24 protein-coding genes are annotated in these 24,632 nt (G+C 67.8%); 19 read left to right on the top strand and 5 right to left on the bottom strand.

Translation table 11 applies throughout. The annotated features are described in order from the left end of the window. Positions 1-57 precede the first annotated feature (57 nt). Both QO015_RS11050 and QO015_RS11045 read right to left on the bottom strand, forming a co-directional pair. A complete protein-coding gene (locus tag QO015_RS11050) occupies positions 58-1,713 on the bottom strand; it encodes an amidase (protein WP_266279430.1) in 1,656 nt (551 codons plus the stop codon). A 14-nt stretch (positions 1,714-1,727) separates the two neighbouring features. Continuing rightward, positions 1,728-2,723: a carbon-nitrogen hydrolase family protein gene (locus QO015_RS11045; RefSeq protein ID WP_266279431.1), complete on the bottom strand. Its 996-nt coding sequence runs from the start codon at positions 2,721-2,723 to the stop codon at positions 1,728-1,730. 468 nt (positions 2,724-3,191) lie between these two features. On the opposite strand from QO015_RS11045, the gene QO015_RS11040 reads away from it, so the two are divergent. The 9 genes from QO015_RS11040 to QO015_RS11000 all read left to right on the top strand — a co-directional run bounded on the left by QO015_RS11040 (position 3,192) and on the right by QO015_RS11000 (position 11,575). After that, on the top strand, positions 3,192-3,845 hold the full coding sequence (locus QO015_RS11040) for a TetR/AcrR family transcriptional regulator (RefSeq protein ID WP_266279432.1): 654 nt from the start codon (positions 3,192-3,194) through the stop codon (positions 3,843-3,845). Next, positions 3,842-5,089, top strand: coding sequence for a metal-dependent hydrolase family protein (locus QO015_RS11035; RefSeq protein ID WP_266279433.1), 1,248 nt, complete (start codon positions 3,842-3,844; stop codon positions 5,087-5,089). Before QO015_RS11040 ends, QO015_RS11035 begins: the two co-directional genes overlap by 4 nt. A gap of 314 nt (positions 5,090-5,403) precedes the next feature. Then, a complete protein-coding gene (locus tag QO015_RS11030) occupies positions 5,404-6,222 on the top strand; it encodes an ABC transporter ATP-binding protein (protein WP_266279434.1) in 819 nt (272 codons plus the stop codon). A gap of 21 nt (positions 6,223-6,243) precedes the next feature. After that, a complete protein-coding gene (locus QO015_RS11025; protein WP_266279435.1) occupies positions 6,244-7,293 on the top strand; it encodes an ABC transporter substrate-binding protein in 1,050 nt (349 codons plus the stop codon). Positions 7,294-7,384: 91 nt separating this feature from the next. Further along, entirely contained in the window at positions 7,385-8,212 is an 828-nt protein-coding gene (locus QO015_RS11020; RefSeq protein ID WP_266279436.1) for an ABC transporter permease, read from the top strand. Positions 8,213-8,223: 11 nt separating this feature from the next. Beyond that, a complete protein-coding gene (locus QO015_RS11015) occupies positions 8,224-9,063 on the top strand; it encodes an ABC transporter permease (protein WP_266279438.1) in 840 nt (279 codons plus the stop codon). Positions 9,064-9,082: 19 nt separating this feature from the next. After that, positions 9,083-10,102 (top strand): LLM class flavin-dependent oxidoreductase, encoded by a 1,020-nt coding sequence (locus QO015_RS11010; RefSeq protein WP_266279440.1) that lies wholly within the window; start codon positions 9,083-9,085, stop codon positions 10,100-10,102. A 154-nt stretch (positions 10,103-10,256) separates the two neighbouring features. Beyond that, positions 10,257-11,285, top strand: coding sequence for a LysR family transcriptional regulator (locus tag QO015_RS11005; protein WP_266279441.1), 1,029 nt, complete (start codon positions 10,257-10,259; stop codon positions 11,283-11,285). Then, positions 11,249-11,575, top strand: coding sequence for a hypothetical protein (locus QO015_RS11000; RefSeq protein ID WP_307289791.1), 327 nt, complete (start codon positions 11,249-11,251; stop codon positions 11,573-11,575). The genes QO015_RS11005 and QO015_RS11000 overlap by 37 nt, the downstream gene beginning before the upstream one ends. On the opposite strand, the gene QO015_RS10995 is transcribed toward QO015_RS11000, so the two are convergent. Further along, positions 11,507-12,745, bottom strand: a complete 1,239-nt coding sequence (locus QO015_RS10995; protein ID WP_266279443.1) for an MFS transporter — start codon at positions 12,743-12,745, stop codon at positions 11,507-11,509. The genes QO015_RS11000 and QO015_RS10995 overlap by 69 nt on opposite strands. 67 nt (positions 12,746-12,812) lie before the next feature. On the opposite strand from QO015_RS10995, the gene QO015_RS10990 reads away from it, so the two are divergent. Continuing rightward, entirely contained in the window at positions 12,813-13,250 is a 438-nt protein-coding gene (locus QO015_RS10990) for a helix-turn-helix domain-containing protein (RefSeq protein WP_266279444.1), read from the top strand. Between the two features lie 15 nt (positions 13,251-13,265). Here the strand turns inward: QO015_RS10990 and QO015_RS10985 are convergent, their stop codons facing one another. After that, positions 13,266-13,955: a sulfite exporter TauE/SafE family protein gene (locus QO015_RS10985; protein ID WP_266279445.1), complete on the bottom strand. Its 690-nt coding sequence runs from the start codon at positions 13,953-13,955 to the stop codon at positions 13,266-13,268. 190 nt (positions 13,956-14,145) lie between these two features. Between QO015_RS10985 and ccoN the strand changes: the two genes are divergently transcribed. The 9 genes from ccoN (at position 14,146) to QO015_RS10940 (ending at position 23,156) form a co-directional block, all read left to right on the top strand. Continuing rightward, positions 14,146-15,756 carry a cytochrome-c oxidase, cbb3-type subunit I gene (ccoN, locus tag QO015_RS10980; RefSeq protein WP_266279447.1) on the top strand — a complete coding sequence of 537 codons (1,611 nt, stop codon included), beginning with the start codon at positions 14,146-14,148 and terminating at the stop codon, positions 15,754-15,756. A gap of 10 nt (positions 15,757-15,766) precedes the next feature. After that, positions 15,767-16,498: a cytochrome-c oxidase, cbb3-type subunit II gene (gene ccoO / locus QO015_RS10975; RefSeq protein ID WP_266279448.1), complete on the top strand. Its 732-nt coding sequence runs from the start codon at positions 15,767-15,769 to the stop codon at positions 16,496-16,498. Between the two features lie 18 nt (positions 16,499-16,516). Then, positions 16,517-16,690, top strand: coding sequence for a cbb3-type cytochrome c oxidase subunit 3 (locus tag QO015_RS10970; RefSeq protein ID WP_266279450.1), 174 nt, complete (start codon positions 16,517-16,519; stop codon positions 16,688-16,690). Beyond that, entirely contained in the window at positions 16,687-17,553 is an 867-nt protein-coding gene (ccoP, locus tag QO015_RS10965; RefSeq protein ID WP_266279451.1) for a cytochrome-c oxidase, cbb3-type subunit III, read from the top strand. The genes QO015_RS10970 and ccoP overlap by 4 nt, the downstream gene beginning before the upstream one ends. A 136-nt stretch (positions 17,554-17,689) precedes the next feature. Further along, positions 17,690-19,270, top strand: coding sequence for a cytochrome c oxidase accessory protein CcoG (gene ccoG, locus QO015_RS10960; protein ID WP_266282369.1), 1,581 nt, complete (start codon positions 17,690-17,692; stop codon positions 19,268-19,270). Next, positions 19,267-19,773, top strand: coding sequence for a FixH family protein (locus QO015_RS10955; protein ID WP_266279453.1), 507 nt, complete (start codon positions 19,267-19,269; stop codon positions 19,771-19,773). The genes ccoG and QO015_RS10955 overlap by 4 nt, the downstream gene beginning before the upstream one ends. A 13-nt stretch (positions 19,774-19,786) precedes the next feature. Next, on the top strand, positions 19,787-22,063 hold the full coding sequence (locus tag QO015_RS10950; RefSeq protein WP_266279454.1) for a heavy metal translocating P-type ATPase: 2,277 nt from the start codon (positions 19,787-19,789) through the stop codon (positions 22,061-22,063). Further along, the gene (gene ccoS, locus QO015_RS10945) at positions 22,063-22,215 is read left to right on the top strand and encodes a cbb3-type cytochrome oxidase assembly protein CcoS (protein ID WP_266279455.1); all 153 of its coding nucleotides are present in this window, start codon (positions 22,063-22,065) and stop codon (positions 22,213-22,215) included. Before QO015_RS10950 ends, ccoS begins: the two co-directional genes overlap by 1 nt. 50 nt (positions 22,216-22,265) lie before the next feature. After that, positions 22,266-23,156, top strand: a complete 891-nt coding sequence (locus tag QO015_RS10940) for an alpha/beta hydrolase (RefSeq protein WP_266279456.1) — start codon at positions 22,266-22,268, stop codon at positions 23,154-23,156. 15 nt (positions 23,157-23,171) lie between these two features. Here the strand turns inward: QO015_RS10940 and QO015_RS10935 are convergent, their stop codons facing one another. Beyond that, the gene (locus QO015_RS10935; RefSeq protein ID WP_266279457.1) at positions 23,172-24,548 is read right to left on the bottom strand and encodes a zinc-binding metallopeptidase family protein; all 1,377 of its coding nucleotides are present in this window, start codon (positions 24,546-24,548) and stop codon (positions 23,172-23,174) included. Positions 24,549-24,632 lie beyond the last annotated feature (84 nt).

Here is a 24,632-nt window from a genome sequence, read left to right as displayed (position 1 = left end):
CCCGTTCGTGGCATCATGGTTTGGTGAAGCGCGTCGCCCGGCGGGCGGCGGGAGGGTTCAGGCAGGCAGCGGCGGTCGCTCGGCCGCGACGCCGAGCGCCTTTTCCAGCGCGATTCCGAGGGCAAGCATCGGTCCCTCGTCGAAGAGCCGGCCCCACAACGAGATGCCTTGCGGAACGCGGAAGAGCGGCCCCGCATCATCGGCCTCGCCGGTCGTCAGCTTGCCGGCGCCGAGCGAGGCCGGGCTGCGCGTGCCGAGATCGAGGAAGCCGGCCCTGAGATGCAGGCAGGGATGGCCGGTGAAATTGCTGGCGACCAGCATCGGTCCGGTCATGAACGGGCCGATGAGGATGTCGACGTCCCGGAACAGCCCGTCCAGCGCCAGCATCACCTGGTAGCGGAGACGGTCGAACTGCACATGGTCGACCGCCGAGAGGAAGCGCGCCTTGCGGAAGGTGTTGGGCCAGGCGCCCTCATCCTGCCAGGTCAGCGTGTCGTCGAGATCGGAGAGCGTCAGTCCCTCGAAGGCCGCCGCCGCCTCGGCGTAGAGGATGTTCATCAATGAGCCGTAGGGAAGGTCCGGCAGTCCGGCCTCGACCACCTCGATGCCGAGTTCGCCGCAAAGACCCCGGAGCGCCGCGAGCGCGCGGTGATCGACCTCCGTCGCGCCCTCGCCAAATGCCTCGGGCAGATAGCCGATCCTGAGGCCGGCGAGCGGGGCGGCGGCATCGAAGTTGAACGATGCGCCGATCGAGGAGCGGTCGGCCGGATCGAAGCCGTTGAGCGCCTCCAGCACCATCGCAGTGTCCTCGACGCCGCGGCAGATGGGGCCGACCTTGTCGAGCGACCAGCAAAGCGCCATGCCGCCGGCGCGCGAGACGCGGCCGAAGGTCGGACGGAGGCCGGTGGTACCGCAGCGCTGGCTCGGCGAGGTGATGGAGCCCAGCGTCTCCGTGCCGATCGAAAAGCCGCAAAGGCCGGCGGCCGTCGCCGAAGCCGAGCCGGCGCTCGACCCGCTCGAGCCTTCCTCGAGATTCCAGGGATTGCGGGTGCGGCCGCCATACCAGATGTCGTTATAGGCGAGGGCGCCGACCGTGGTCTTGCCGAGCAGCACGGCCCCCGCGGCACGCAGCTTGGTGACGATTGCCGCGTCCGTGACCGGAACGCGGTCGCGGAACGGCTCGGCGCCCCAGCCGGTGGCGGTGCCGGCCGTGTCGAACAGGTCCTTGAGGCCATAGGGAACGCCATGCAGCGGACCGAGCCATGTGCCCTTTGCGATCAGCGAATCCGCGGCGTCGGCTTCGGCGAGCGCGGTTTCATCCGTCACCACGGCGAAGCAGAAAAGATGCGGATTGAGCGCGGCGATCCGCCGAAGATAGATCTCGGTCAGCCGGCGGCTGCTGATCGCGCCGGACCGGATCCAGGCGGAAAGCTGCGTCAGCGGCGCGAAGGCGATGTCGGTCTCGTCGTCCGGCAACGGCGCCGAGACCGCGGAGAAGGCCAGCGGAGCCTGCGGTGCGGGCACCGGCGTCGTCGGCAGGCGCGGGTCGAAGCGGCTCGCCATCGGCATGCCATTCTCGAGCTCGACGGCGCGCCGCGCGACCGCCGAGGCGATCTGGCCTTCGAGGTTGCCGACCATCTGCGCCCGTTCTGCCGGGGTGTAGCGGACCGAGAACAGCGCCTCGGCAGCCTCGATGCTTTCGATTGTGATCATGATGCGGTGGCGCTTCAGGCGGGCCGGGCGGGCTTTGCGAGGCGGGGGCGGCGGTCGAGCGCGGGTTCCGCCGGCCCCTGTTGCGGGGCGATGCGGCCTCGCGCCAGCGCCTCGTGCGGATAGCGGTGGCTCTCGTCGACGACGTCGCCATAGAGTTCCGGGCGGCGATCCATGAGGAGGTTGAGCCCGAAAAAGGCTTCGGTGCGCGAAGCGAGGATCTCGGCCTCGAGATCGGCGGTGTGGGTGACGAGGCCCTCCTCGTCCGCCAGATAGGCGACGACCTTGCCGGTGGGGTCGACGATCTGGCTGCCGCCGTAATAGTCGACGCCCTGCGAATAGGCGCCCTTCTCGCAGTGGTTGGAGACGACCAGCCAGAACTGGTTGAAGAAGGCGTTCGACTGCGCGGCGAGGTCCATCGCGAAGCCGTGATAGTCGGTTGCCCTGTCATGCCCGCGCATCGGCCAGGCGGTCGACATGAGCACGACTTCGGCGCCCTTCACCGCATAGGCACGGATCAGCTCCGGGAAGGCGAGGTCGTAGCAGATGATGCTGGCGAGCGTGCCGTGCGGCGTCCGGAAGACAGGGATCTCCTCGCCGGGCGAGAAATAGGGAAACTCGAACGTATTGTGCGTCTTGCGATAGATGCCGACGAGACCGCCCGGTCCGATCAGCGCCGTCGAGTTGTAAATTGCATTGCCATGCAGAGAGCGCTCGGCGAGACCGAGCTGGATCGTCATGCCATGGCGACGCGCGAGAGCTGCGATGTGATCCGTCGAAGGGCCGGGGATCGTCTCGGCTTCGCGATAGTAGTACTGCTTCTGCTCGACCGCGGGCTTCGACCCCATGCCGAGAGCAAAGTCCGCATAGCCCTGCAGCCCCATCTCGGGCAGTACGAGCACATCGACGCCCTTGGCCGCCGCCTCCTCGATCAGTTCGCCGAACCGCTTCAGGTTGCGAGCCTTGTCATGGACGATCTTCACATTGGCTGCCGCCAGAGTGGTCTCGGGCATCACGCACCTTCGAGTGGAATTGCGGGGATGCGAAGCAGTCGCCTTGGCTGCGCCGCCGCTCGTCGTGAGTTCGCTGGACGTGTCGTCGACGCTAGCACCGAGGCGGCAGCTGCAAAAGATCAAAGCAAAGTCATCATGTGGCTTTTTATTGAGCATCAGGCGCCAGATGATGATAAGGTCGCATGGAAGATCGCCGAGACGACAATGAGTCGGCGCGATTTTGGTCGGATATAAAGTAAAAAGTAGAAGTTGATCGCGAGTCATCTTGGGATGAGGCGCGATGGTCGTAGGACATCACTGCCTGCCCGTTCCGGGCGCGCAGGATCGCGATCACTACAATCGATTAGCTCGACCGCTCCACGCGTCGTGGCGTGCCGGATGCTGCAGTGCAGAGTGGCGAAGACGGCCGGCACTGTCAATACATACATGCATGCTTGCATGTTTTCTGGCGGCTGGTAACGTCCGCGCATGGAGCCCGCACCGGACAAGACATCGCGCACCCAGGAGGAGCGGACTTCCGCCACCCGCGCCCGCCTCGTGGAGGCAACGCTCGATCTTCTCCTGTCCAAAGGCTATGCCGGGACCACGACCGTCGACATAGCGGCGCGGGCGGGGCTGACGCGCGGCGCGCTCGCCCATCACTATTCCGGCAAGGACGAACTCGTCGTAGAGGCCTTCGACCGTCATCTGACCATCGTCACGCAGGAAATCCGCACCTATGCGACGCTGGTGCGCGACGGCTCCTTGAGCCTCGACGATTTCATCGATCGCGTCTGGACCATCTTCTCGGGCCGCTTCTTCATGCTGACGCTCGAGGAGGTCACCGCGGCGCGGCACAACGATTTCCTGCGCGTCCGCCTGGTCGCCAGGACGCGGGATTTCCACGACAGCCTCGACGCCATCTGGCGGCACTTCTTCGACGAGACAGGGCTGAACCCGCTCGAGATCGAGGTGATGCTCAACGCCACGCTCTGCCTGTTGCGCGGCATGGGCGTCCAGACGGTGCTGCGCGACGATCCGGTCTATTTCCGCAGGCTGCTGCGCTTCTGGAAGTCGATCCTCAAGGAACAGATCAAGGCGGCGACAACGGCCGCGGCCGGCAGCAAGGGGAAAGCCGAATGAACATCCCGACGCCCGTCGTCTTCGAGAATGCCCGTATCCTGGACGGCACAAGCGCGGAGGGCGAACACGACCGCTTCGTGCGCGTCGAGGGCGGCCGGATCGCGGAGGTCTCCGATCGCCCGATCGCCGCGGCCGGCGCGCGGCGCGTCGATCTCAAGGGCCGCACGCTGATGCCCGGCCTCATCGACTGTCATGTTCATGTCGTCGCGACCACGGCCGACCTCGGCCGCAACAGCCGTCTGCCGGATGCGCTCGTCGCTTTCGGCGCGGCCGACATCATGCGCGGCATGCTGCGGCGGGGTTTCACCACGGTACGCGATCTCGGCGGCGCGACGCAGGCGCTCGTCGATGCTCTGGCTCAGGGGCTGATCGGCGGGCCGCGCCTCGTCATCTGCGGCAAGGCCCTGTCGCAGACGGGCGGCCATTCCGATCTGCGCGGCCGCTACGACAACCGGCCCGCAGACGACCTCGCGGACAGGCTGGGTTCGCTCGGCCGGCTGTGCGACGGGCTCGAATCCGTCCGCCAGGCCGCGCGCGACGAATTGCGCAAGGGCGCGCGCTTCATCAAGATCATGGCCAATGGCGGCGTCGCGTCCCCGACCGATCCGATCCATGTCCTCCAGTTCTCACGCGCCGAGATCGAGGCGATCGTCGAGGAGGCGCGCAATGCGCATACCTATGTCGCCGCCCATCTCTATACCGACGAGGCCATCGCCCGCGCCGTCGCGTGCGGCGTCCACTCGGTCGAGCATGCCAATCTCATCGAGGCGCCGACGGCCGCTCTCATGAAGGAGAAGGGCGCGGTCGCCTGCCCGACCCTCGTGACCTACGAGATGCTCGCGGCCGAAGGCGCGAGCCTCGGCCTGCCGCCGGATTCCGTCGCCAAGATCGACGATGTCCGCATCCGCAGCCCGCGCTCGCTGGAGATCCTCAAGGAGGCTGGCGTCCCCATGGCCTACGGCTCCGATCTCCTCGGCCCCATGCACCGCCATCAGTCCGAGGAATTCGTGATCCGCGGCCGCGTCCTGCCGGCGATCGACGTCATCCGTTCGGCGACGGTGGAGGCCGCGGCCCTGCTCGGGATGAGCGGAGAGATCGGCTGCGTGTCCGTCGGGGCGGTGGCGGATCTCATCGTGGTCGACGGTGATCCGCTCGCCGATCTGTCGCTGCTCACCGGACAGGGCCGCCATATCCCGGTGATCATGCAGGCGGGCGCCTTCGCCAAGGACGAGGCCTTCGCCTGAGCGGAGCAGGCTGAAGACAAACGGCAACGGGGGCGTTGCCGATATCGCAACGCCCCGTATCGAAATCAGCACTTTCGCTCCCACAAGCCCCCTTGCACACTTCCCTGGCACGGCACCCGCAGACAGGGATTGATCAGGATCAACGACCGACGAACAAAGTCGACGTGGCGATCCGGACAACCAAACAAGACCCGGTGGGGCCGGCAGGGAAGAAACGGGAAAGGTGTGCCTCACAAGGCGCGCCCCGAGGACAGGCCGATCATCCATCATGAACTGCGAGCCGTGCGCCAGACGGTTCGATGGAACGGCGTGTCATGGATTATCGCTTCAGCGGAGACGGACTATCCATCCGCGATGTCGGTATGGTCTATCGGCGCGATGATCAGGTCACGACGGCGCTGGTCGGTTGCTCGCTGGAGATCCCGGTCGGAAGCTGGGCCTCGCTGATCGGCGCGTCCGGCTGCGGAAAGTCGACGCTGCTGCGCATCCTCGCCGATATCGTGGCGCCGACCACCGGCGCTGCACGTGTCGGCGGTCTCTCGCCATCCGAGGCGCGCGCCATGCGCAGCTTCGCGCTCGTTTCGCAGCAGTCGACCATGCTGCCCTGGCGCACGATCCTCGCCAATGTCGAGCTCGGTCTCGAAGTCGCGGGCGTCGACAAGGCCGAGCGGCGGCGCCGTGCCGCCGAGGCGATCGAGCTCGTCGGCCTCAAGGGCTTCGAGCAGGCTTTCCCGGCCGAGCTCTCCGGCGGCATGCGCCAGCGCGCCGCGATCGCAAGGGCGCTGACGCTGAAGCCGCGATTCCTGCTGATGGACGAGCCGTTCGGCGCGCTCGACGAGATCACGCGCGAGAAGCTCAATTTCGAGCTCCTGCGCATCCTCAAGGAAACCGCCGCGACGCTGCTGCTCGTCACCCATTCGATCGCCGAGGCGATCATCCTGTCCGATGTGGTCGCCGTCATGTCGCCGCGGCCGGGCCGGATTTCGCACCGCGTCGAAATCGGTTTCGGACACGACCGCACCGCTGCCATGCGGGACGACCCGCGCTTCGTCGCCTACGAGGCGGAACTGCGCCATGCCCTGCACGGGCCGCCGACCGCGTCGCGGCCCGCCACCGAACTTTCCTTCGCCTGAAGCCAGCCCCAGGAGACCTTGATGCCGACAGGCTCGACGCCGCTCAACAGGACCAGGGGGATCCCCCGCTTCGGCGCCGTGATGGCGCTCGCCCTCGCCGCATCGGCTGCGGCCGGGTTGCCGCAAGCCGGCGCCGCGGAGCTGCAGAAGCTCTCGGTCGTGCTCGGCTATGTGCCGAATGTCGAAAGCTTCGGCCCCGAATACGCGCTGAAGATGGGATACTTCAAGGACGAGGGCCTGGACGTCACCATCATCCCGGCCGGCCAGGGCGTCGATCAGGTGCAGATGGTCTCGGCAGGCACCGTCGATATCGGCATCTCCAATCCCGAGCAGATCCTTGCCGGCACCGCGCAGGGCGGCAAGTTCAAGGTCTTCGCAGCCGAATTCCAGAAGACGCCGGTCGCCATGACCTGCCGCAAGGACTCCGGCATCGAGAAGGCGACCGACCTCAAAGGCAAGCGCCTCGGCATCAAGACCCCGGCCAAGCCCTTCGCCGACCTCTTCATGGCGAAGAACAACATCGATCCGTCGACCGTCGAGACGACGACGATCGGACCGAACGACATCTCGGTGCTGATCTCGGGCCGCATCGACTGCGAGGTCACGACCTTCGCCTTCAACGAGCCTCGCCTGATCGAGCAGGCCGGCGTTCCGGTCAACGTCTTCTCGTTCGGCGATTATGGCCTCAACTCGCAGAACGACTCCTATTTCGTGACCGACGGCTTCTTCGCCGATCCGGCGAAGAAGGAGTTGCTGGTCAAATATCTGCGCGCCGAGATCAAGGCCTGGGAGGCCTTCTTCAAGGATCCCGACATGGCCGCGAAGTTCATGGTCGAGGGCGGGTTCACCGACGGGCTCGACATCGAGCAGCAGACCTACCAGGCGCACAAGCAGGCGCTCTACATGACCGACGCGCTGACTGCCGAGAAGGGCCTGTTCTGGGTCAGTCCCAAGACCTGGGCCGAGACCGCCGATAACGCCGTCGCCTCGAAGGTCACCGACACGCGGATCGATCCGACGCCGCTTCTGACCACCGATATCCTCGAGAAGGTCGCGCCGCCGAAAATGTAGGCGTCATGACGACGGAGCGCCGTCGCCCGGAATGGCGGCGGCGTCGGCCGAAAGCGGCCGGGCCGGCGACCGAGACAAGTGGAGAGCGGACATGAGCAGCATCCTGTTGGCCGAAGCCGGAGCCGCGCGGCCATCGCCCGTCGCCGTCCGCCGCATCCGCCTGCCGCTCGGCCTCGTCCTGCCGCCGGCGCTTTTCGTCGCCGTCCTGATCATCCTCTGGGCCGTGTTGTCGGCGACGGGCACGATCCCGCGCTACATCCTTCCCGCGCCGGATGCGATCCTCGCGGAATTCGTCAAGAACCATGCCGTGCTGACCAAGCATGCGCTGTTCACGACCGGTGAGGCCCTGGCAGGATTTCTGATCGGGAACACGGCCGCCGTCCTCATGGCAATCCTCTTCTCCTATTCGCGGCTCATGCGCGACGCGTTCTATCCGTTCGCGCTGATCTCGCGCGCCATACCCATCGTCGCCTTCACGCCACTCCTCGTTCTCGTGCTCGGGCGCGGCCTGCCGCCGGTCATCGCCGTCGTGTCGATCGCCGTCTATTTCCCGGCCTTCCTCAACATGATGCGCGGTCTCGCCTCCGCCGATGTCGACTGTCACGAGATGCTGCATACGCTGTCGGCGACCCGGTGGCAGCGGCTGAAGATCGTCGATATCCCTGCCTCGATGCCCTATCTCTTCGCCGCGCTGAAAGTGAGCGCGTCGGCCGCTTTCATCTGCGCGCTCGTGGCCGAATGGATCGGCGCCAATACCGGGCTCGGCTACCTCGTCGTCATCTCGGGCCAGTACTTCAAGCTGCCGACCCTGTGGGCTGCCATCATCGTCGCCGCCGCGCTGACGCTGCTGCTCCTCGCCGCCGTCGTCACGGCCGAGCGGTTGCTGCACCGCTGGACCGCGGCACCCGCCGAGCTCTGAGGGAGATGCAGATGGCCCTTGTGAGCGAAGCCGCCCCATCGCCCACCCTACGTCAGGCCCGGCTGTCCGACTGGCTTCGCGCGCTCGGGGGGCCGCGCGCGGTGCTCGCCCCGATGGTCGTCCTGGCGGTCGTCCTAGCGGCCTGGCAGTTCCTGGCCTCGAGCGGCGCGATCTCGCCGCTGATCCTGCCCTCGCCGATCGCGATCGCCGGAGCTCTCGTGACCGATGGCGGAGCGCTCGTCTACAACGCGGCCTACACCACCATCGAGGCGCTGACGGGCTTCGTGGTCGGCAATGTCATCGGCTTCCTGCTCGCCGTCGTCTTCCTGCATTCCGATCTGTCCCGCCGCACCATCTATCCGCTCGCCATCGCCGCGCAGGCGGTTCCGATCGTCGCGGTGGCGCCGGCGCTGATCATCTGGTTCGGCAACGGCATGGCGCCGAAGATCTTCGTGACGGTGTTCCTCGTTTTTTTCCCCATGCTGGTCAACGCCTTGCGCGGATTGCGCAACGTCGATGCCGACGTCGCCGAGCTGCTCTACACGCTGTCGGCAACGCCGATGCAGCAGCTGCGCATGGTGCGTCTGCCCGCCTCGGTGCCCTTCGTCTTCAGCGCTCTGAAGCTATCGGCCTGCGCCTGCTTCGTCGCCGCCATCGTGGCGGAATGGATCGCCGCCGATCGGGGGCTCGGGCATCTGATCGTGCTTTATGGCAGCCAGTACCGCATGCCCCAGGTCTGGGCGGCGGTGCTCATCGGAACTGCGATCAGCATGATCGTCTATGGAGCGGTGGTGTTCGCCGAGGGCCGGCTCGCGCCCTGGCTCATCCGCCGCCGGTTGCCATCGGAATAGCGAACGAGGGAGGCGTGCCATGCAGGCGGTTGCGACTGTGCCGATGGGCATCATGAACCAGATGTGGGCTGCGAACGACGTCAGCGACCGCGACGCCATCCGCACGGCCATCGACGAGATCGATCACGCCGACCGGCTCGGCTTCGACTCCGTCTGGATCGGCGAGCATCACCATGTCCGGCCCGACAATCCCTTCTACGGCCGCATCCCGGCATCGGAGATCTTCCTCGCCCATATCGCGGCGCGCACCAAGCGCATCCGCGTCGGAACGGGCGTTCGGGTGCTCTCGACGACGAGCGCCCAGCGGGCGGCCGAGGAGATGAGCCTGCTCCATCTCCTGACCGACGGGCGGGTCGAGTTCGGCGTCGGCCTCGGCGCCAACCAGCTCGTCGAGGAGGATCGCGCCACCAAGGCGGCGCGGTTCCGCGCCCTGCTCGACGAGCTTCTCGGGATTCTCGCCGGCGAGATCGGACCCGCCATCTCGCCCAATCCCGATCCGTCGATCCGATCGACCATCTTCGCCGCCGCGCGCGACGAGGGGACGATCGATCATCTCGCCGCCAACGGGATCAACCTCGTCGTCGGACAGGCCGAGATGCCGCATGTCCAGGCACCCTATATCTCGCGCTACCGGGCGAGCGGCGGCAAGGGGCGCACGCGCGGCGTCCGCCTCGTCTTCGTGGCGCCGACCCGGGCGGAGGCGCTGGAGAGGAGCGCTGCCGCTGCGCAGAGCTATTTCCGCCTGATGCTCGGCAAGGGCTACCACAAGCAGGCCGTCGAGAGCGGCGCGGCGCCGGCGGCGCCGCAGACGGATGCGGAGAAGCGGCGCCTTGCGAGCTTCATCGTCGGATCGCCGGAGGAGGTCGTGGCCGAGCTCGATGCCTATGTCGAGACGACCGGCGTCGACCAGCTCGACGTGATGGTCCAGATCCCCGGCCTCGCGACCGAGGACGTCCGGCGCTCGATGGCGCTGGTCCAGCAGGAGGTCCGCCCTTTCCTCGCCATCAACAGGAACGCTGCCGCCCGTTCGGTCGCCTGAGCATCCGACGCGGGAGCACGACCATCCTGGTGCTGGAAGCCAGCGGCCGTCGAGCGCCGCCGGCCGGCGTTTGAAGCCGGGGCGCTTGCCGCAAGCCCGCCGTCGCGCCTAAAGATCGGGGATAGCAAACGGCTGCAAGGACGCTCCGCTCGCCATGTCGGCCTTCATGCACGTCCATCTCGTGGCGCTGCGCTACTTTCGCGAGACCGTGCGCTGCGGTTCGATGCGCCAGGCCGCCGAGCAGCTCAACGTCGCCGCCTCCGCCATCAATCGCCAGATCCTCAAGCTCGAGGATCAGATGGAGTGCCGGCTGTTCGAGCGGCTGGCCGAAGGCGTCCGGCTCACGGCGGCCGGCGAAGTGCTCTACCGCTACGTGCTGCGGCTGGAGCGCGACCTCGATCGAGCCATGTCCGAGATCGACGATCTGCGCGGGCTCAGGCGCGGCCATGTGTCGATCGCCTGCGAAGACGGCATCGCGCGCGACTTCCTTCCCGCCATGCTCTCCGCCTTCCACCGCGAGTTCCCGAAGGTCACCTACACGATCGACGTCGCGACCGCGCATGGCGTGATGGCGAGCGTCGCCGAGGGGACCGCCGATATCGGCATCGCCATGGCGCCGCCCCGACGTGCCGAGGTCTCGGTCGAGTGCGAACTCGCAATGCCGATCGGCGTCATCGCCGCTCCAGGCCACGCCCTGGTCGGCCGCGCGAGCGTGAAGATGTCCGACCTCGTGCAGGAGCAGATGGTCCAGATGCGCGAGGGAAGCGGCGGCGGGACGCTGCTCTATTCGCTCATCAATGGCTGGACGGCGCGCCCGTCCTTCATCGAGACCAACGCATCCGATGCGGTCACCAATCTCGTCCGCGCGGGGCTCGGGGTCGGCGTGCGCTCCCCCATCGGCATCTTGCGGGAGCTGCGCGCCTGCGAACTGGTCTTCATCCCGATCCAGGATCCGATGATCGAGCCGCCGCTCCTCTCCGTCTATGCGCGGCAGGGCCGCACGCTGCCGACGGCCGGCGCCATCATGCTGGAGCGCATCAAGCAGGACATGCCGGCCTTCTCGCAGGCCGTGTCGGAAGCGCTCGGTGCTGGGCGAAAGACGGCGCAGGACGGCGCCGCTTCCCTGCCGGAGTCTGCCGCCTCGTCGTGCTCGATCGAGGGATCGAACGCCTCTTCGGTTTGAATGCGTTCGACGCCATGAGCACGGGCGGCATCTCGCTGGCATCGATCTCGAGCCAAAAATGCGGGCTTCCGCGGCTGGTGCCCGGTGTCACCGGCTTCCTGTACCGCGAGCAGCAGGACGCGATCCTGGACGATCTCTCTCGCGATCACCCTCGCCCGATCGTGCTGGTGCCGGAAATCCGCGCCCGGCTCGGCCCGACCGGATCGCCCTTCGAGAAGGGCTTAGCCGTCAGCGACAGCGTGCCGTGCCGGCCAGGCGGCAATCACCATCGCTGCGACGATCATGGCTGACCCGAGCAGGAAGGTACGGCTCGCGCCGGCGATGATCGCGGCCGGCGCGGCCTTGGTGAAATCATCGCCGCCAGCGGCCAGCATGAAGACGGCGCCCATCGCCGAGGCGCCGAGAATGAGGCCGGCATTGCGCGAGAGCGCCAGAAGGCCAGCGGCGGTTCCTCTTCTCTCGGCCGCGACCGCTGCCAGCGCCGCCGTGTTGTTGGCGGCCTGAAAGAGCTGGTAGCCCGGCGTCAGCACGGCGATGGCCACGACATAGCCGACAATCCCGGCCATCGGCGGCAGCGCCGCGAGAAGCAGCGCTCCCCCGGCGATGAGCGCCAGCCCGCCGCCGAGGACACGGCCGGTGCCGAGGAAATCCACGGCCCGGCCGGCCGGGACGCCACTCAGAATCGAGATCGCAGGCCCGACCGACATCGCCAGTCCGGCGGTCGCCGGAGAGAGCCCGAGTCCCAGGGTCAGATAGAATGGGCCGACGACCAGCGTCGTCATCATAACGGCCGCGACCAGCAGATTGACCGCGAGATTGGGGAGAAGGGCCACCTGTGGACCGGCCAGCAGCGGAGACGTCGCCGCCGGGCGCGGTGGCATCTTGCCGCCCGACGTTCCGGTCGCGAGCAGCAGGGCGGCGACGGCCAGCGGAACCTGCAGCAGGAAGATGGAGCGCCAGCCCGCGAGCGGGATCACCACGCCGCCGAGGGTCGGCCCGAGGGCGGTGCCGAGTGCCGAGACTGTTCCAAGCAGCCCCATTGCGCGGCCGAGACGGTCGCTGCCCAATGCCTCGCGCATCAGCGCCATGCCGAGCGTCGTCAGGAAAGCGGCCCCGGCGCCCTGCGCGATCCGCGCTGCAACGAGCAGCGGCAGGGTTGGAGCGAAGGCCGCGGCGAGGGACGCCGCTGCAAACAGGGCGAGCCCTAGCCGGTGAACGCGGAGCAGGCCATGCCGGTCCCCGAACCGCCCGGCCAGGACCGACGTAACCGTGAGCGCCGCGAGATAGCCCACCACCACCGCCTGCACATGGGTGAACGGAGCCGCGAAGGCGTTGGCCAGTGTCGGCAACGCAATATTGGCGATGCTGGTGCCAAGCGAGGCCAGCAGCATCGAGAGCACCAGCATTGCCGTCATCCTCAGCCCAGTGTGTTCCGCACCCGCATCCGTCTCGTCATCCATCGTCGTCTCCTTGCCCGGTCTGATCGTCCGTACTAGGCTACGAATTCAAGTCGACTTGAGGTCAAGCATGCATCTGCTCGATATCGGCGAGGTCGCTGCGAGGGCCGGAGTCGCCCCGTCCACGCTGCGCTACTACGAGGAGATCGGCCTGATCGCGTCGGTTTCGCGTCATGGCCTCCGGCGTCAGTTCGGTCCCGAAGTGCTGCTGCAGCTGAAGCTGATCGCGCTCGGCAAGATGGCCGGCTTTCCGCTTGAAACGATCGGCGCCATGTTCGGGTCGGCCGGCGGCTTCGAGCTGCCGCGCGACAGGCTGCTCGATAAGGCTGAGGCGATCGATCTTCAGGTGCGCGAGCTCGCCGCGCTGGCCGAGACGCTGCGCCACATCGCCCGCTGCAAGGCGCCTTCGCATCTCGAATGCCCTTCCTTCCGCAAGCTGCTCGCAGCCGCCGGACGGGACGAGACGCCGGGGAAGGGAAACCGCCGCTTCAGCGCTGAGCGCGTGTGACGGACGCCGCCCCGGTTACGTCAGGCAGAGCGGGCCGCCCGGCGCGGTGAGCAGCAGGCCGGCGATGCCGGCCGCGACGAGCGCGGCGCCGGCGAGGCTGCGGCGGAGCGGCGTGCGCGTGACGCGGCGAAGGCGGTCGAGCCCCAGAGCCGCGAACGTGACGGCCGGCAGAGTGCCGAGCCCGAAACCTGCCATCAGCGTCACGCCGCCCTCGACCGATCCTGTGAGCAGCGAGTTGAGCAGCGCCGCATAGACCATCGCGCAGGGCATGGCGCCCCAGAGGAGGCCTCCCGCGAAGAGCGGCGCCGGGCCGGCCCCGGCGAAGCGCAGGCGCCAGCCGCCGATCCGGCCCGCGAGCGGCAGCAGCAGACGGTCGAGCCCGGCCATGGCCGGAACCACGCCGGCGACCGCGAGCCCCATCCAAACGATCGTCAGCGCCGCGACCCATTGCATGAGCTGATGTGCGGCCTCCGCGTTCACGACGCCGTAAAGGCCGGCGCCGAACACGCCGAAGGCGGCCCCGGCCGCCATATAGCTCGCGACGCGGCCGGACTGCGCGAGGAGCGTGCGCATCAGGAGCGTCGCCGGCCGATCGGCGGGGACGCCGAAGAGCATGGCGCAGGCGATCGGCCCGCACATTCCGGCACAATGCAGGCTGGAGGCGAGGCCCATCGCGAGGCCGGTGAGGAGGATGCCGATCAGCATCTTGGCCGAAGTCCCGTCTGCTGCGGCGCCTGCGACCGATTGGCATTTTCGCCACGGTGGCCCCGTTCCGCGCGACCATGCTGGCGGCCGTGCCGGCCGGCCTTGACCTCGATCAAGGCGGCAGCCCCGCCTCGCCGCCTACCCATCATCCGAACGAGTTTCCCATTGTCGGCTGCGGGCGAGGGCTGGGGTGAAAAACAGCGGTTGGATCATAGGGCTGGCGGTCGCCACTTTCGCGGCGGTCGTATCAGCCGGCTTGGCACAGGACGAGTTGTTCCGTGCGCATATGTGGGTGCTGACGCTCTGCCTGGGCGGCGGCACGCTCTACCTTCTACGCTCCGCCAGCTTCGAGCCGGCGGCGCCGGTCGACCCCGAAGCCTATATGGACGGCCCGATCCGCGTCGGAACGATCCTGACGGTGTTCTGGGGCGTGGTCGGCTTCCTGGTCGGCGTCGTCGTCGCGCTGCAGATGGCCTATCCCGACCTCAACATCCAGCCCTGGTTCAATTTCGGCCGCATGCGGCCGCTGCACACCTCGGCGGTGGTCTTCGCCTTCGGCGGTTCGGCGCTGCTCACGACCAGCCTCTATGTCGTTCAGCGCACGACGCGGGCGCGACTCTTCGGCGGCGGCCTCGCCTGGTTCGTCATGTGGGGCTACCAGCTCTTCATCGTGATGGCCGCGACGGGCTATCTGCTCGGCATCACGCAGGGCCGCGAATATGCCGAGCCTGAGTGGTATGTCGACCTCTGGCTGACGATCGTCTGGGTCGCCTATCTGGTGCTGTTCCTCGGCACGCTCGTGAAGCGCAAGGAACCACACATCTATGTGGCGAACTGGTTCTATCTCGCCTTCATCGTCACGGTCGCGATGCTGCATGTCGTCAACAACCTGGCGATGCCGATCGCGCCGTTCAGCGAGAAGAGCTACTCCGCCTTCTCCGGCGTGCAGGACGCGCTGACGCAGTGGTGGTACGGCCATAACGCGGTCGGCTTCTTCCTGACCGCCGGCTTCCTCGGCATGATGTATTACTTCCTGCCGAAGCAGGCCAACCGGCCAGTCTATTCCTACCGCCTGTCGATCATCCACTTCTGGTCGCTGATCTTCCTCTATATCTGGGCCGGTCCGCACCATCTCTTCTATACGGCGCTGCCGGACTGGGCGCAGACTCTCGGCATGGTGTTCTCGATCATGCTGTGGATGCCCTCCTGGGGCGGCATGATCAACGGCCTGCTCACGCTGCGCGGCGCCTGGGACAAGATCCGCACCGACCCGATCATCCGCATGATGGTCATCGCGGTGGCCTTCTACGGCATGTCGACCTTCGAGGGGCCGATGATGTCGATCCGCTCGGTCAACGCGCTGTCGCACTACACCAACTGGACCATCGGCCACGTGCATTCCGGCGCGCTCGGCTGGGTCGGCATGATCTCCTTCGGCGCCGTCTATTTCCTGACGCCCCGCCTCTGGAACCGCGAGCGGCTCTACTCGCTGCGCATGGTGAACTGGCACTTCTGGCTGGCGACGCTCGGCATCGTCATCTACGCCGCCGTCATGTGGGTCGCCGGCATCACGCAGGGCCTGATGTGGCGCGAGTACAACGACCAGGGCTTCCTCGTCTATTCCTTCGCCGAGGTCGTGGCGGCCATGCATCCCTACTACGTCCTGCGCGCCCTCGGCGGCGTGCTCTACCTCGCCGGCGGCATCGTGATGGCGGTCAACGTCACCATGACCATCCTCGGCAAGGTGCGCAGCGAACGGCCGCTCGTCGGCACGCTCGCGCAGGCCAAACCCGCAGTCTAGGAGCGCCAGGGTGAGCATCCTCGTCAAACACGACACCATCGAGCGCAATGTCACGTTGCTCCTGGTGCTCTCTCTCGTCGTCGTCGCGATCGGCGGTATCGTCGAGATCGCGCCGCTGTTCTTCTTCCACAACACGATCGAGAAGGTCGACGGCATGCGGCCCTATACGCCGCTCGAGCTCGCCGGCCGCAACATCTACATCCGCGAGGGCTGCTATACCTGCCACTCGCAGATGATCCGGCCGTTCCGCGACGAGGTCGAGCGCTACGGCCATTACTCGCTCGCCGCGGAATCGATGTACGACCATCCCTTCCAGTGGGGCTCCACCCGCACCGGCCCCGATCTCGCCCGCGTCGGCGACCGCTATTCGAGCCAGTGGCATGTCGATCACCTGAATGATCCGCGTGCGGTCGTGCCGGAATCGATCATGCCGAGCTACGCCTTCCTCGGGCGCACGCTGCTCGACACCACCCTGATCGGCCCGGAGCTGGTGGCCAATTCGCGGGTCGGCGTCCCCTATGACCAGGCGATGATCGACAACGCCCGCGCCGATCTCTTCGCGCAGGCCTCGCCCGACAGCGACACCACCGCGCTGCTCGAGCGCTATCCGAAGGCCCGCGTCGAGGATTTCGATGGCGACCCGAAGCGGATCACCGAGATGGACGCGCTCATCGCCTATCTCCAGGTGCTCGGCACACTGGTCGATTTCAGCAGCTATGACGAAACGTCCAACATCCGCTGAGCCGGCTAAGGGGGATCGATGATGGACTACGAAACCATGCGGCACTTCGCCGACAGCTGGGGGCTCGTCTACATGGTGGCGATCTTCCTCGCCGCCGTCGTCTGGGTGCTCCGGCCCCGTGCCCGCGAGGCGGCGCGCGACGCCGCGCTCATTCCCTTCCGTGACGAGACCGGCAAGGACCAGACGCCATGAAGCAGCGTGATATCGACGAGCTCAGCGGCATCGAGACGACCGGCCATGAATGGGACGGCATCAAGGAGCTCAACAATCCGCTGCCGCGCTGGTGGCTGTGGACCTTCTATGCCTGCATCGCCTTCGCGGCGGTCTATACGGTGCTCTATCCGGCCTGGCCGATCGTCTCGGGCGGCACCAAGGGCATTCTCGGCTACACCGCACGCGACCAGCTGCAGCAGGAGGTGAGCGCGGCGCAGGCCGGGCAGGCCGAGATGCTGGCCAAGATCGCGGCGATGCCGGTTGCGGCCATCGCAGCCGACCCGGCGCTCGCCGCCTTCGCCTCGGCCGGCGGTGCCTCGGCCTTCAAGGTCTACTGCTCGCAGTGCCACGGCTCTGGCGCCGCCGGCGGCTTCGGCTATCCCAACCTCAACGACGACGAATGGATCTGGGGCGGCACGATCGACGCCATCTACAAGACGATCGCCCATGGCGCCCGCTCGCAGCTCGATGCGAACACGCATGACAGCCCGATGCCGAATTTCGGCACCGACGGCATCCTGACGCGCGACCAGATCCGCGCCGTTGCGACCTATGTCGCCTCGCTGTCAGGCCTTCCGGGCGGTGAGAAGACGGAGGCGGGGGCGCAGATCTATGCGCAGAACTGCGCCGCCTGCCACGGGCCGGAGGCCAAGGGCAATCCGCAGCTCGGCGCTCCCGATCTCACCAATGCGATCTGGCTCTATGGGGGCTCGGTCGACGGCATCATCGCGCAGGTCAACCATCCCCGGCTCGGCATGATGCCCGCCTGGGGTGCGAAGCTCGGCGACACGACCGTCAAGGAACTCGCCGTCTATGTTCACGGGCTCGGCGGCGGCCAGTAGGCTCCGGCGACCCAACCTTGCGACACGTCAAGCGCCCGGACAGCCACCGCTGCCCGGGCGCTTGATCGAGGTCAACGCCGTCGGCAACGGCGCGTGCGAAAGCTCCGGCACCCCACGGAGACCGGCTGTGACCAGTATCGACGCCCCCGAGACCGACGCGAACGGCGCGACCGAGCGCTTCAACGTCGAGGCGGTGAACTCGCAGAAGATCCGGCAGCCGCTCTATGCGCCGCGCACGAAAATCTTCCCGAAGCGCGCCACCGGCACCTTCCGCCGCTTCAAGTGGCTGGTCATGGCGATCACGCTCGGCATCTACTACCTGACGCCCTTCCTGCGCTTCGACCGCGGGCCCTATTCGCCGAATCAGGCGGTGCTCGTCGATCTCGCCAACCGGCGGTTCTATTTCTTCTTCATCGAGATCTGGCCGCAGGAATTCTACTATGTCGCTGGCCTGCTGGTCATGGCGGGCGTCGGGCTGTTCCTCGTCACCTCCACCATCGGCCGCGCCTGGTGCGGCTATACCTGCCCGCAGACCGTCTGGGTCGATCTGTTCCTCGCCGTCGAACAGGCTGTGGAGGGCGATCGCAACGCCCGCATCAAGCTGAATGCGGCGCCCTGGTCGGCCGGCAAGCTCGCGAAGCGCGTCACCAAGCACGGCATCTGGCTGATCATCGGCTTTCTCACCGGCGGCGCATGGATCCTCTATTTCGCCGACGCGCCGACGCTGCTGCATGATTTCTTTACACTGCGCGCCGCCTCGATCGCCTATTTCACCGTCGGCATCCTGACCGCCACGACCTATGTCTTCGGCGGTCTCATGCGCGAGCAGGTCTGCACCTATATGTGCCCCTGGCCGCGCATCCAGGCGGCGATGCTCGACGAGAACTCGCTCACCGTCACCTATAATGACTGGCGCGGCGAGCCGCGCTCGCGCCACGCCAAGAAGGCCGCCGCCGAGGGACGCAAGGTCGGCGACTGCATCGACTGCAACGCCTGCGTCGCGGTGTGCCCGATGGGCATCGATATCCGCGACGGCCAGCAGCTCGAATGCATCACCTGCGCGCTGTGCATCGACGCCTGCGACGGCGTGATGGACAAGATCGGTCGCGAGCGCGGCCTCATCTCCTATGCGACGCTGAACGACTACAACGCCAACATGGCGCTGGCTGGGGCGTCCGAGACGACCGCCGTCGATCCCACGCGTATCCGCGACACCGCCACCGGCAAGCTGGTGGCGGGCCTCCGCCACACCACCTGGCGCTCGATCATCCGGCCCCGCACCATCGTCTATTTCCTCGTCTGGGGGGGGATCGGCGTCGCCATGATGGTCGCGCTATCCATGCGCTCGACGCTCGAGATCAGCGCGCTTCACGACCGCAATCCGCAGTATGTCCTGCTCTCCGACGGATCGATCCGCAACGGCTTCAAGATCAAGATCAGCAATATGCGCGCCGAGCCGCGCACCGTGACGCTCACGCTGGAGGGGCTGCCGCAGGGGCTGATGACGCGCGCCGACACGGTCGAGCCGCCGGCGACCTCGCTGCTCTTCAAGCTGCAACCCGACGCCGTGATGGAGACGCGCGTCTTCGTCCGCGCCGACCCGGCGGCGCTGGAGGGCACGGTCACCGATTTCAGCTTTGAGGTCCGGGCCGTGTCCGGCGAGGCCGCCGCCTCGACCCATGCGAAATTCGAGAAGCCTAAGGAGCAGCGGCCATGACCGCATCCCTGAATATCGAGGCGTCGGGCAAGGCCGCGACGGGGCGCGCGATCACCGGCTGGCATGTCCTCGCCGGCATGATCGCCTTCTTCGGGGTGGTGGTTGGCGTCAATCTGTGGCTGGCTGTTTCGGCGAGCCGCACCTGGACGGGGCTGGTCGTTGCGAACTCCTATGTCGCGAGCCAGGAATTCAACGGCAAGGAAAGGCTCGCCCGCGAGCAGGCGGCGCTCGGCTGGCACGGGGCGCTCACCTATCGGCCCGGCCGCCTCGCGCTCGATCTCCGGGACCGCTCGGGCCGCCCCGTTCCGCTCGGCGCCGTTTCCGTCGACCTGACGCGGCCGCTCGGTGACCGCGAGGATCGGACCGTGACGTTGCTTCCCTCCGCCGATGGCACCTATGCGGCCGCTGTCGAGCTGCCGCATGGCGTCTGGAATGCCTTCACCCATGCCGCCGAGACGCCACACGGCGCCTTCGAGCAGCACAGCCGCCTGATCGCGCCCTGAAGGGAGGCCGGCCGTGTCCGCAGCGGGCGTCGCCCCTCATTTCGACGTACCAGAAACGCCGGCGGGCCGCGAAAGCGAGGATGCCGACGGCCTTGTCGCGCTCAGCCGCAGCGCCGGACCGGACTGCCGGCAGATCGAGTTCGCCGTCCCCGACGCCTATTGCGTCACCTGCATCAACGCGATCGAGGGCGCGCTGGCGAAACTGCCGCAGGTGAAGAGCGCGCGGGTCAATCTCTCGCAGCGCTGGGTGCGGGTCGTCTTCGCCTCCGACAGCGACGTGCTGGCAATTCCCGAGGCGATCCGGCGCAGCGGCTACCGCACGCATGCGCTCGACCCGGTCGCCGATGGTCGCCGCGATACGGTCATGAGCGAACTCATCCGCGCGACGGCGGTCGCCGGCTTCGCCGCCGGCAACATCATGCTGTTCTCCGTCTCCGTCTGGTCGGGCGCCGACGCGACGACGCGCGACATGTTCCACTGGCTGTCGGCGTTGATCGCGATCCCGGCAATCGCCTATGCCGGCCGGCCCTTCTTCCGTTCCGCCTTCGCCGCGCTCCGCGTCGGCCGCACCAATATGGACGTGCCGATCACCATCGGCGTGCTGCTCGCCACCGCGCTCAGCCTCTACGAGACCTTCACCTCCGGTGCGCATGCCTATTTCGACGCCTCGACCATGCTCCTGTTCTTCCTGCTGGTCGGCAGGAGCTTCGATCACCTGATGCGCGAGCGGGCGCGGGGCGCCGTCGCCAATCTCGCCCGACTGATGCCGCGCGGCGCCCACCGTCTGCTGCCCGACGGAACGACCGCCTTTGTCGCCGCCGAGGCGATCGAGCCTGGGATGACGCTATTGCTGAGGGCTGGCGAGCGGCTCCCGGTCGACTGCCGCGTCACGGCGGGGAGCGGCGACGTCGACTGCTCGATCGTCACCGGCGAATCCATGGCCATCGCGGTCCGGCCGGGCAGCGAGATCGCCGCTGGCGCTGTCAATCTCTCCGGCCCGCTGACCGTCGCCGCGCTGCGGCCGGCGGCGGACTCCTTCCTGGCGCAGATGGCGGTGCTGATGGAATCGGCCGAAGGCGGCCGCACCGCCCATCGTCGCATCGCCGACCGCGCAGCCTCGATCTATGCGCCGGTCATCCATCTCGCAGCGCTCGCCACCTTCATCGGCTGGGTGGCGCTGACCTCGGACTGGCACACCGCGCTGATGAACGCCGTCGCGGTGCTGATCATCACCTGTCCCTGCGCGCTGGCGCTCGCGGTGCCGATCGTGCATGCGGTGGCCGCAGGCCGTCTGTTCCGCAGCGGCATCATGATGCGCGACGGCACCGGGCTCGAGCGCGCCGCCAAAGTCACGGATGTCGCCTTCGACAAGACCGGCACGCTGACGCTGGCGCGGCTGCGCTTCGCCGGCCAGCTCGCGGGTCGGGCCGACGATCTGGCGCTGGCCGCCGCCCTTGCGCGTCACAGCCAGCATCCGCTGTCGCGCGCCCTCGTCGCGGCGGTGCCGGACGCGCCGGCGCTGGTCGCCACGGTGCGCGAGGTTCCGGGCGAGGGCCTCGAGGCGGGCCTCGTCGGCGGTGGCACGCTTCGACTGGGCAGCGCACCATTCTGCGGCGGGGTCGAGGGCGAGAGCGGCGGCACCGAAGTCTGCCTCGGCCGCGACGGCCGGGTCATCGCCGTGTTCGCCTTCGAGGACGTGATCCGTCCCGACGCCGCCGAAGCGGTCGCAGCGCTTTCCGCATCGGGTCGCGGCGTCGAGATCCTGTCGGGCGACAGCGCATCCGCCGTCGCGCGCGTCGCCCGCCGCCTCGGCATCGCCCGCTTCGCCGCCCGCCTGGCGCCGGAAGCCAAGATGGCACGCCTCGCTGGATCGGCAAGAGAGGGCCGTTCCGTGATGATGGTCGGCGACGGCATCAACGATGCGCCGGCGCTGCGCGCCGCGACGGTCTCCATGGCGCCGGCTTCGGCCAGCGATATCGGCCGCAGCGCCGCCGACTTCGTCTTCATGAACGAGCGGCTGGCGAGCGTCCCTTTCACGCTCGATCTCGCCCGCCGCGCCGATCGGCTCGTCCGCCAGAATCTCGCGCTCGCCATCGGCTACAACGCGCTCGCCCTGCCGCTTGCCGTGGCCGGCCATGTGACGCCGCTGGTCGCCGCGGTGGCGATGTCGAGTTCGTCGATGCTCGTCGTCGCCAATGCTCTGCGCCTCGGGCTCGGCCCCGATCTCGTCGCCAAGCCGGCGGCGCAAGACGCGACGGCTGCGGCGCAGCCTCTCCAGGGAGCCTTGTGATGAACGGCCTCGTGATCCTGATCCCCTCGGCGATCGGCCTCGGCCTCGTCGCGCTCTTCACCTTCCTGTGGTCGCTGCGATCGGGGCAGTATGACGACCTGAAGGGCGCCAGCGAACGCATCCTCGACGACGAGCCGCCGCGCCGGGGCTAGCTCTCTCGCGCGCTCCTTGTCATGCTCGGGCTGACAGGGGAGGCGTGAACATGGCGGACCAAACAGAGATCGGTGCCATCCGGGCGCTGCTCGGCGCGAAGCCGCGGCCGGTCGGCTGGGACGAGCGGCGCCGGCGGATCGAGGAAGTCGGCGGCGCCTTCCCGCTCGCAGCCGACATCGTGCTCGAGGCCGCCGATTGCGACGGTGTCCCCGGCGAGTGGTCGCTTGCACCGGGCAGCAATGCGGATCGCGTGCTGCTCTATTTCCACGGGGGCGGCTACTGTTCGGGATCCATCGCCAGCCACCGCACGCTGGTGACGGAGGCCGGCCGTGCCGCCGGCACCCGAACGCTCGCCATCGCTTATCGGCTGGCGCCCGAGAACCCGTTTCCGGCCGCGCTCGACGATGCCCGCCGCGCCTTCGCCTTCCTGCGCAAGATGGGAATCCCGTCAGGGCGTATCGCGCTCGGCGGCGACAGCGCCGGCGGCGGGCTGACGCTCGCTCTGCTGCAGGCGCTGCGCGAGGAAGGCGAGACGCTGCCCGCCTGCGCCTGGCTGGTCTCGCCCTGGACCGATCTCACGCTGTCGGGCGCGACGCTCGCGACGAAGGACGCCACCGATCCGCTGATCCATCGCGGCTATCTGGAAGAGCTCGCCGCCGCCTATCTGCCGGCCGGGTTCGACGCACGCGATCCGCGCGTCTCGCCGCTCTTAGCGAACATGGCGGGCCTGCCGCCGCTTCTCGTCACGGTCGGCTCGGACGAGACGCTGCTCGCCGACGCGACGCGCTTCGCGGCCGTGGCCGGCGAAGCGGATGTCGCGGTGACGCTCTCGATCTATCCGCACATGATCCACGCCTTCCCGCTCTGGAACGCGCATCTCGCCGAGGGTCGCGCTGCTTTGGCCGAAGCGGGGGCTTTCATGCGCCGGCACCTCGCCTGAGCGGGCCGAGGCGGCCTACCAGCGCGCCTCCCAGAAGGCTTGCGGGTCGCGCGCCATGATGTCGTTGATGCCGGGCGGGATGACCGTGATCACCTCGTCGCCGACCCGCTGCCGAAGCTCGGCCTTCGCCTCGGCGACGAGATCGGGACGGCTCAGGAAAGTCACCGCGGCCAGCGCGATCGCTTCGGACCCCATCAGCGGTCCCGGGCTGCTGGCCTTGTGGCCGGAGAGCGCCGTCCACGCCCAGTGATGGATCGGCACGGTGGTCGGATAGGCCCAGTTGAGCCGGGCGAGCGGCACGATCCAGCTCGCATCGCCGTCGTCCTGACCATAATAGTCAACACCATCGCTATAAAATTCAATGTTTCGATGCAGCGCGAACGGCTTCCCGGGGCTGGCGGCGGCCGAAAGTTCCTTCATCCAGTCGATGTCGGCCTCGCTCCAGCGCGGCGGTCCGATCTCGCGCAAGGCGGCGTCGAGAACGCGGCCCGCGACGTCGTTGGGGAGGTAGCCACGGCAGGCGGCGATGAACTTCTCCTCGAGCCCGACATTCGTCTTCGCGGCGACCCTGGCGAAGATCTCCTTCATCGCCGCATAGGCCTCCATCATGGGGGCGAGATCGCGATGATGCAGCGAGCACCAGAGCCGCACCTCTTCCGGCATCACGCCGGGCATCACGCCGGCGCTGCGGAAGATGTGCTTCTCGCCGATACCGGCAAAGCGCGAGGGGAACTCCGCGTTGAAGGCCGCCATCGCCTCCTCCGCCGTCTTCAGCGCATCGCGCACCGTGCCCATGCCGGCATGGGCGCTGTCGCCGCGGAAGATGAACTCGGATGAGACGAAGGCATGGCAGGGGCGCGACAGGGCGCCGTTCTGATAGTCGCCATGCGAGGTCAGGATGATGTCGAGATCGTCGAAGACGCCGGCCTGCTGCAGCGCGATCTTGCCCCAGCAGATTTCCTCCGCCGGGCAGCCGATGACGACGATCTCGCCGGCAATGCCGAGACGGGCGGCGGCGAGGGCGGCGGCGATGCCGGCGCCGGTATTGGCCGGGCCGATATGGTTGTGGCCGCAGCCATGGCCGGGCTTGCGGCCACTGCCCTTGCGATAGGGCACCGCCTCGTTGTCGAGGCTGGCGAGCGCGTCATATTCCGCGAGGATGCCGATACGGGGACCCTCGCCATTCCCCTTGCGGGCGACGAAGGCCGTCGGCACGCCGCCGCTGCCGCGCTCGACCTGGAAACCGTGCCGCTCGAGGAATTCCGTGAGCAGCGCCGCGCTGCGAACCTCGAGCCCCGGCAGTTCCGGTACCTGCCACAGCGTTTCGAACAGCGCCTCGATTTCGGGCCGCAGTGCCTGCCATTCCGAGCGGATGGCGGGGATATCGAGCATGGGGGAACCTCGTGCGGCGGGATCGCGCGGCAGCGAAAGCGCTGCCGCGGCGGGGGCCGGCATGATGTCGGCGCCGCCACGCCC

This window comes from Kaistia geumhonensis (assembly GCF_030815145.1).
GTDB lineage: Bacteria > Pseudomonadota > Alphaproteobacteria > Rhizobiales > Kaistiaceae > Kaistia > Kaistia geumhonensis.
Note: the sequence above shows the minus strand (reverse complement) of the source record. Positions and strands in the feature narration are given on the sequence as shown.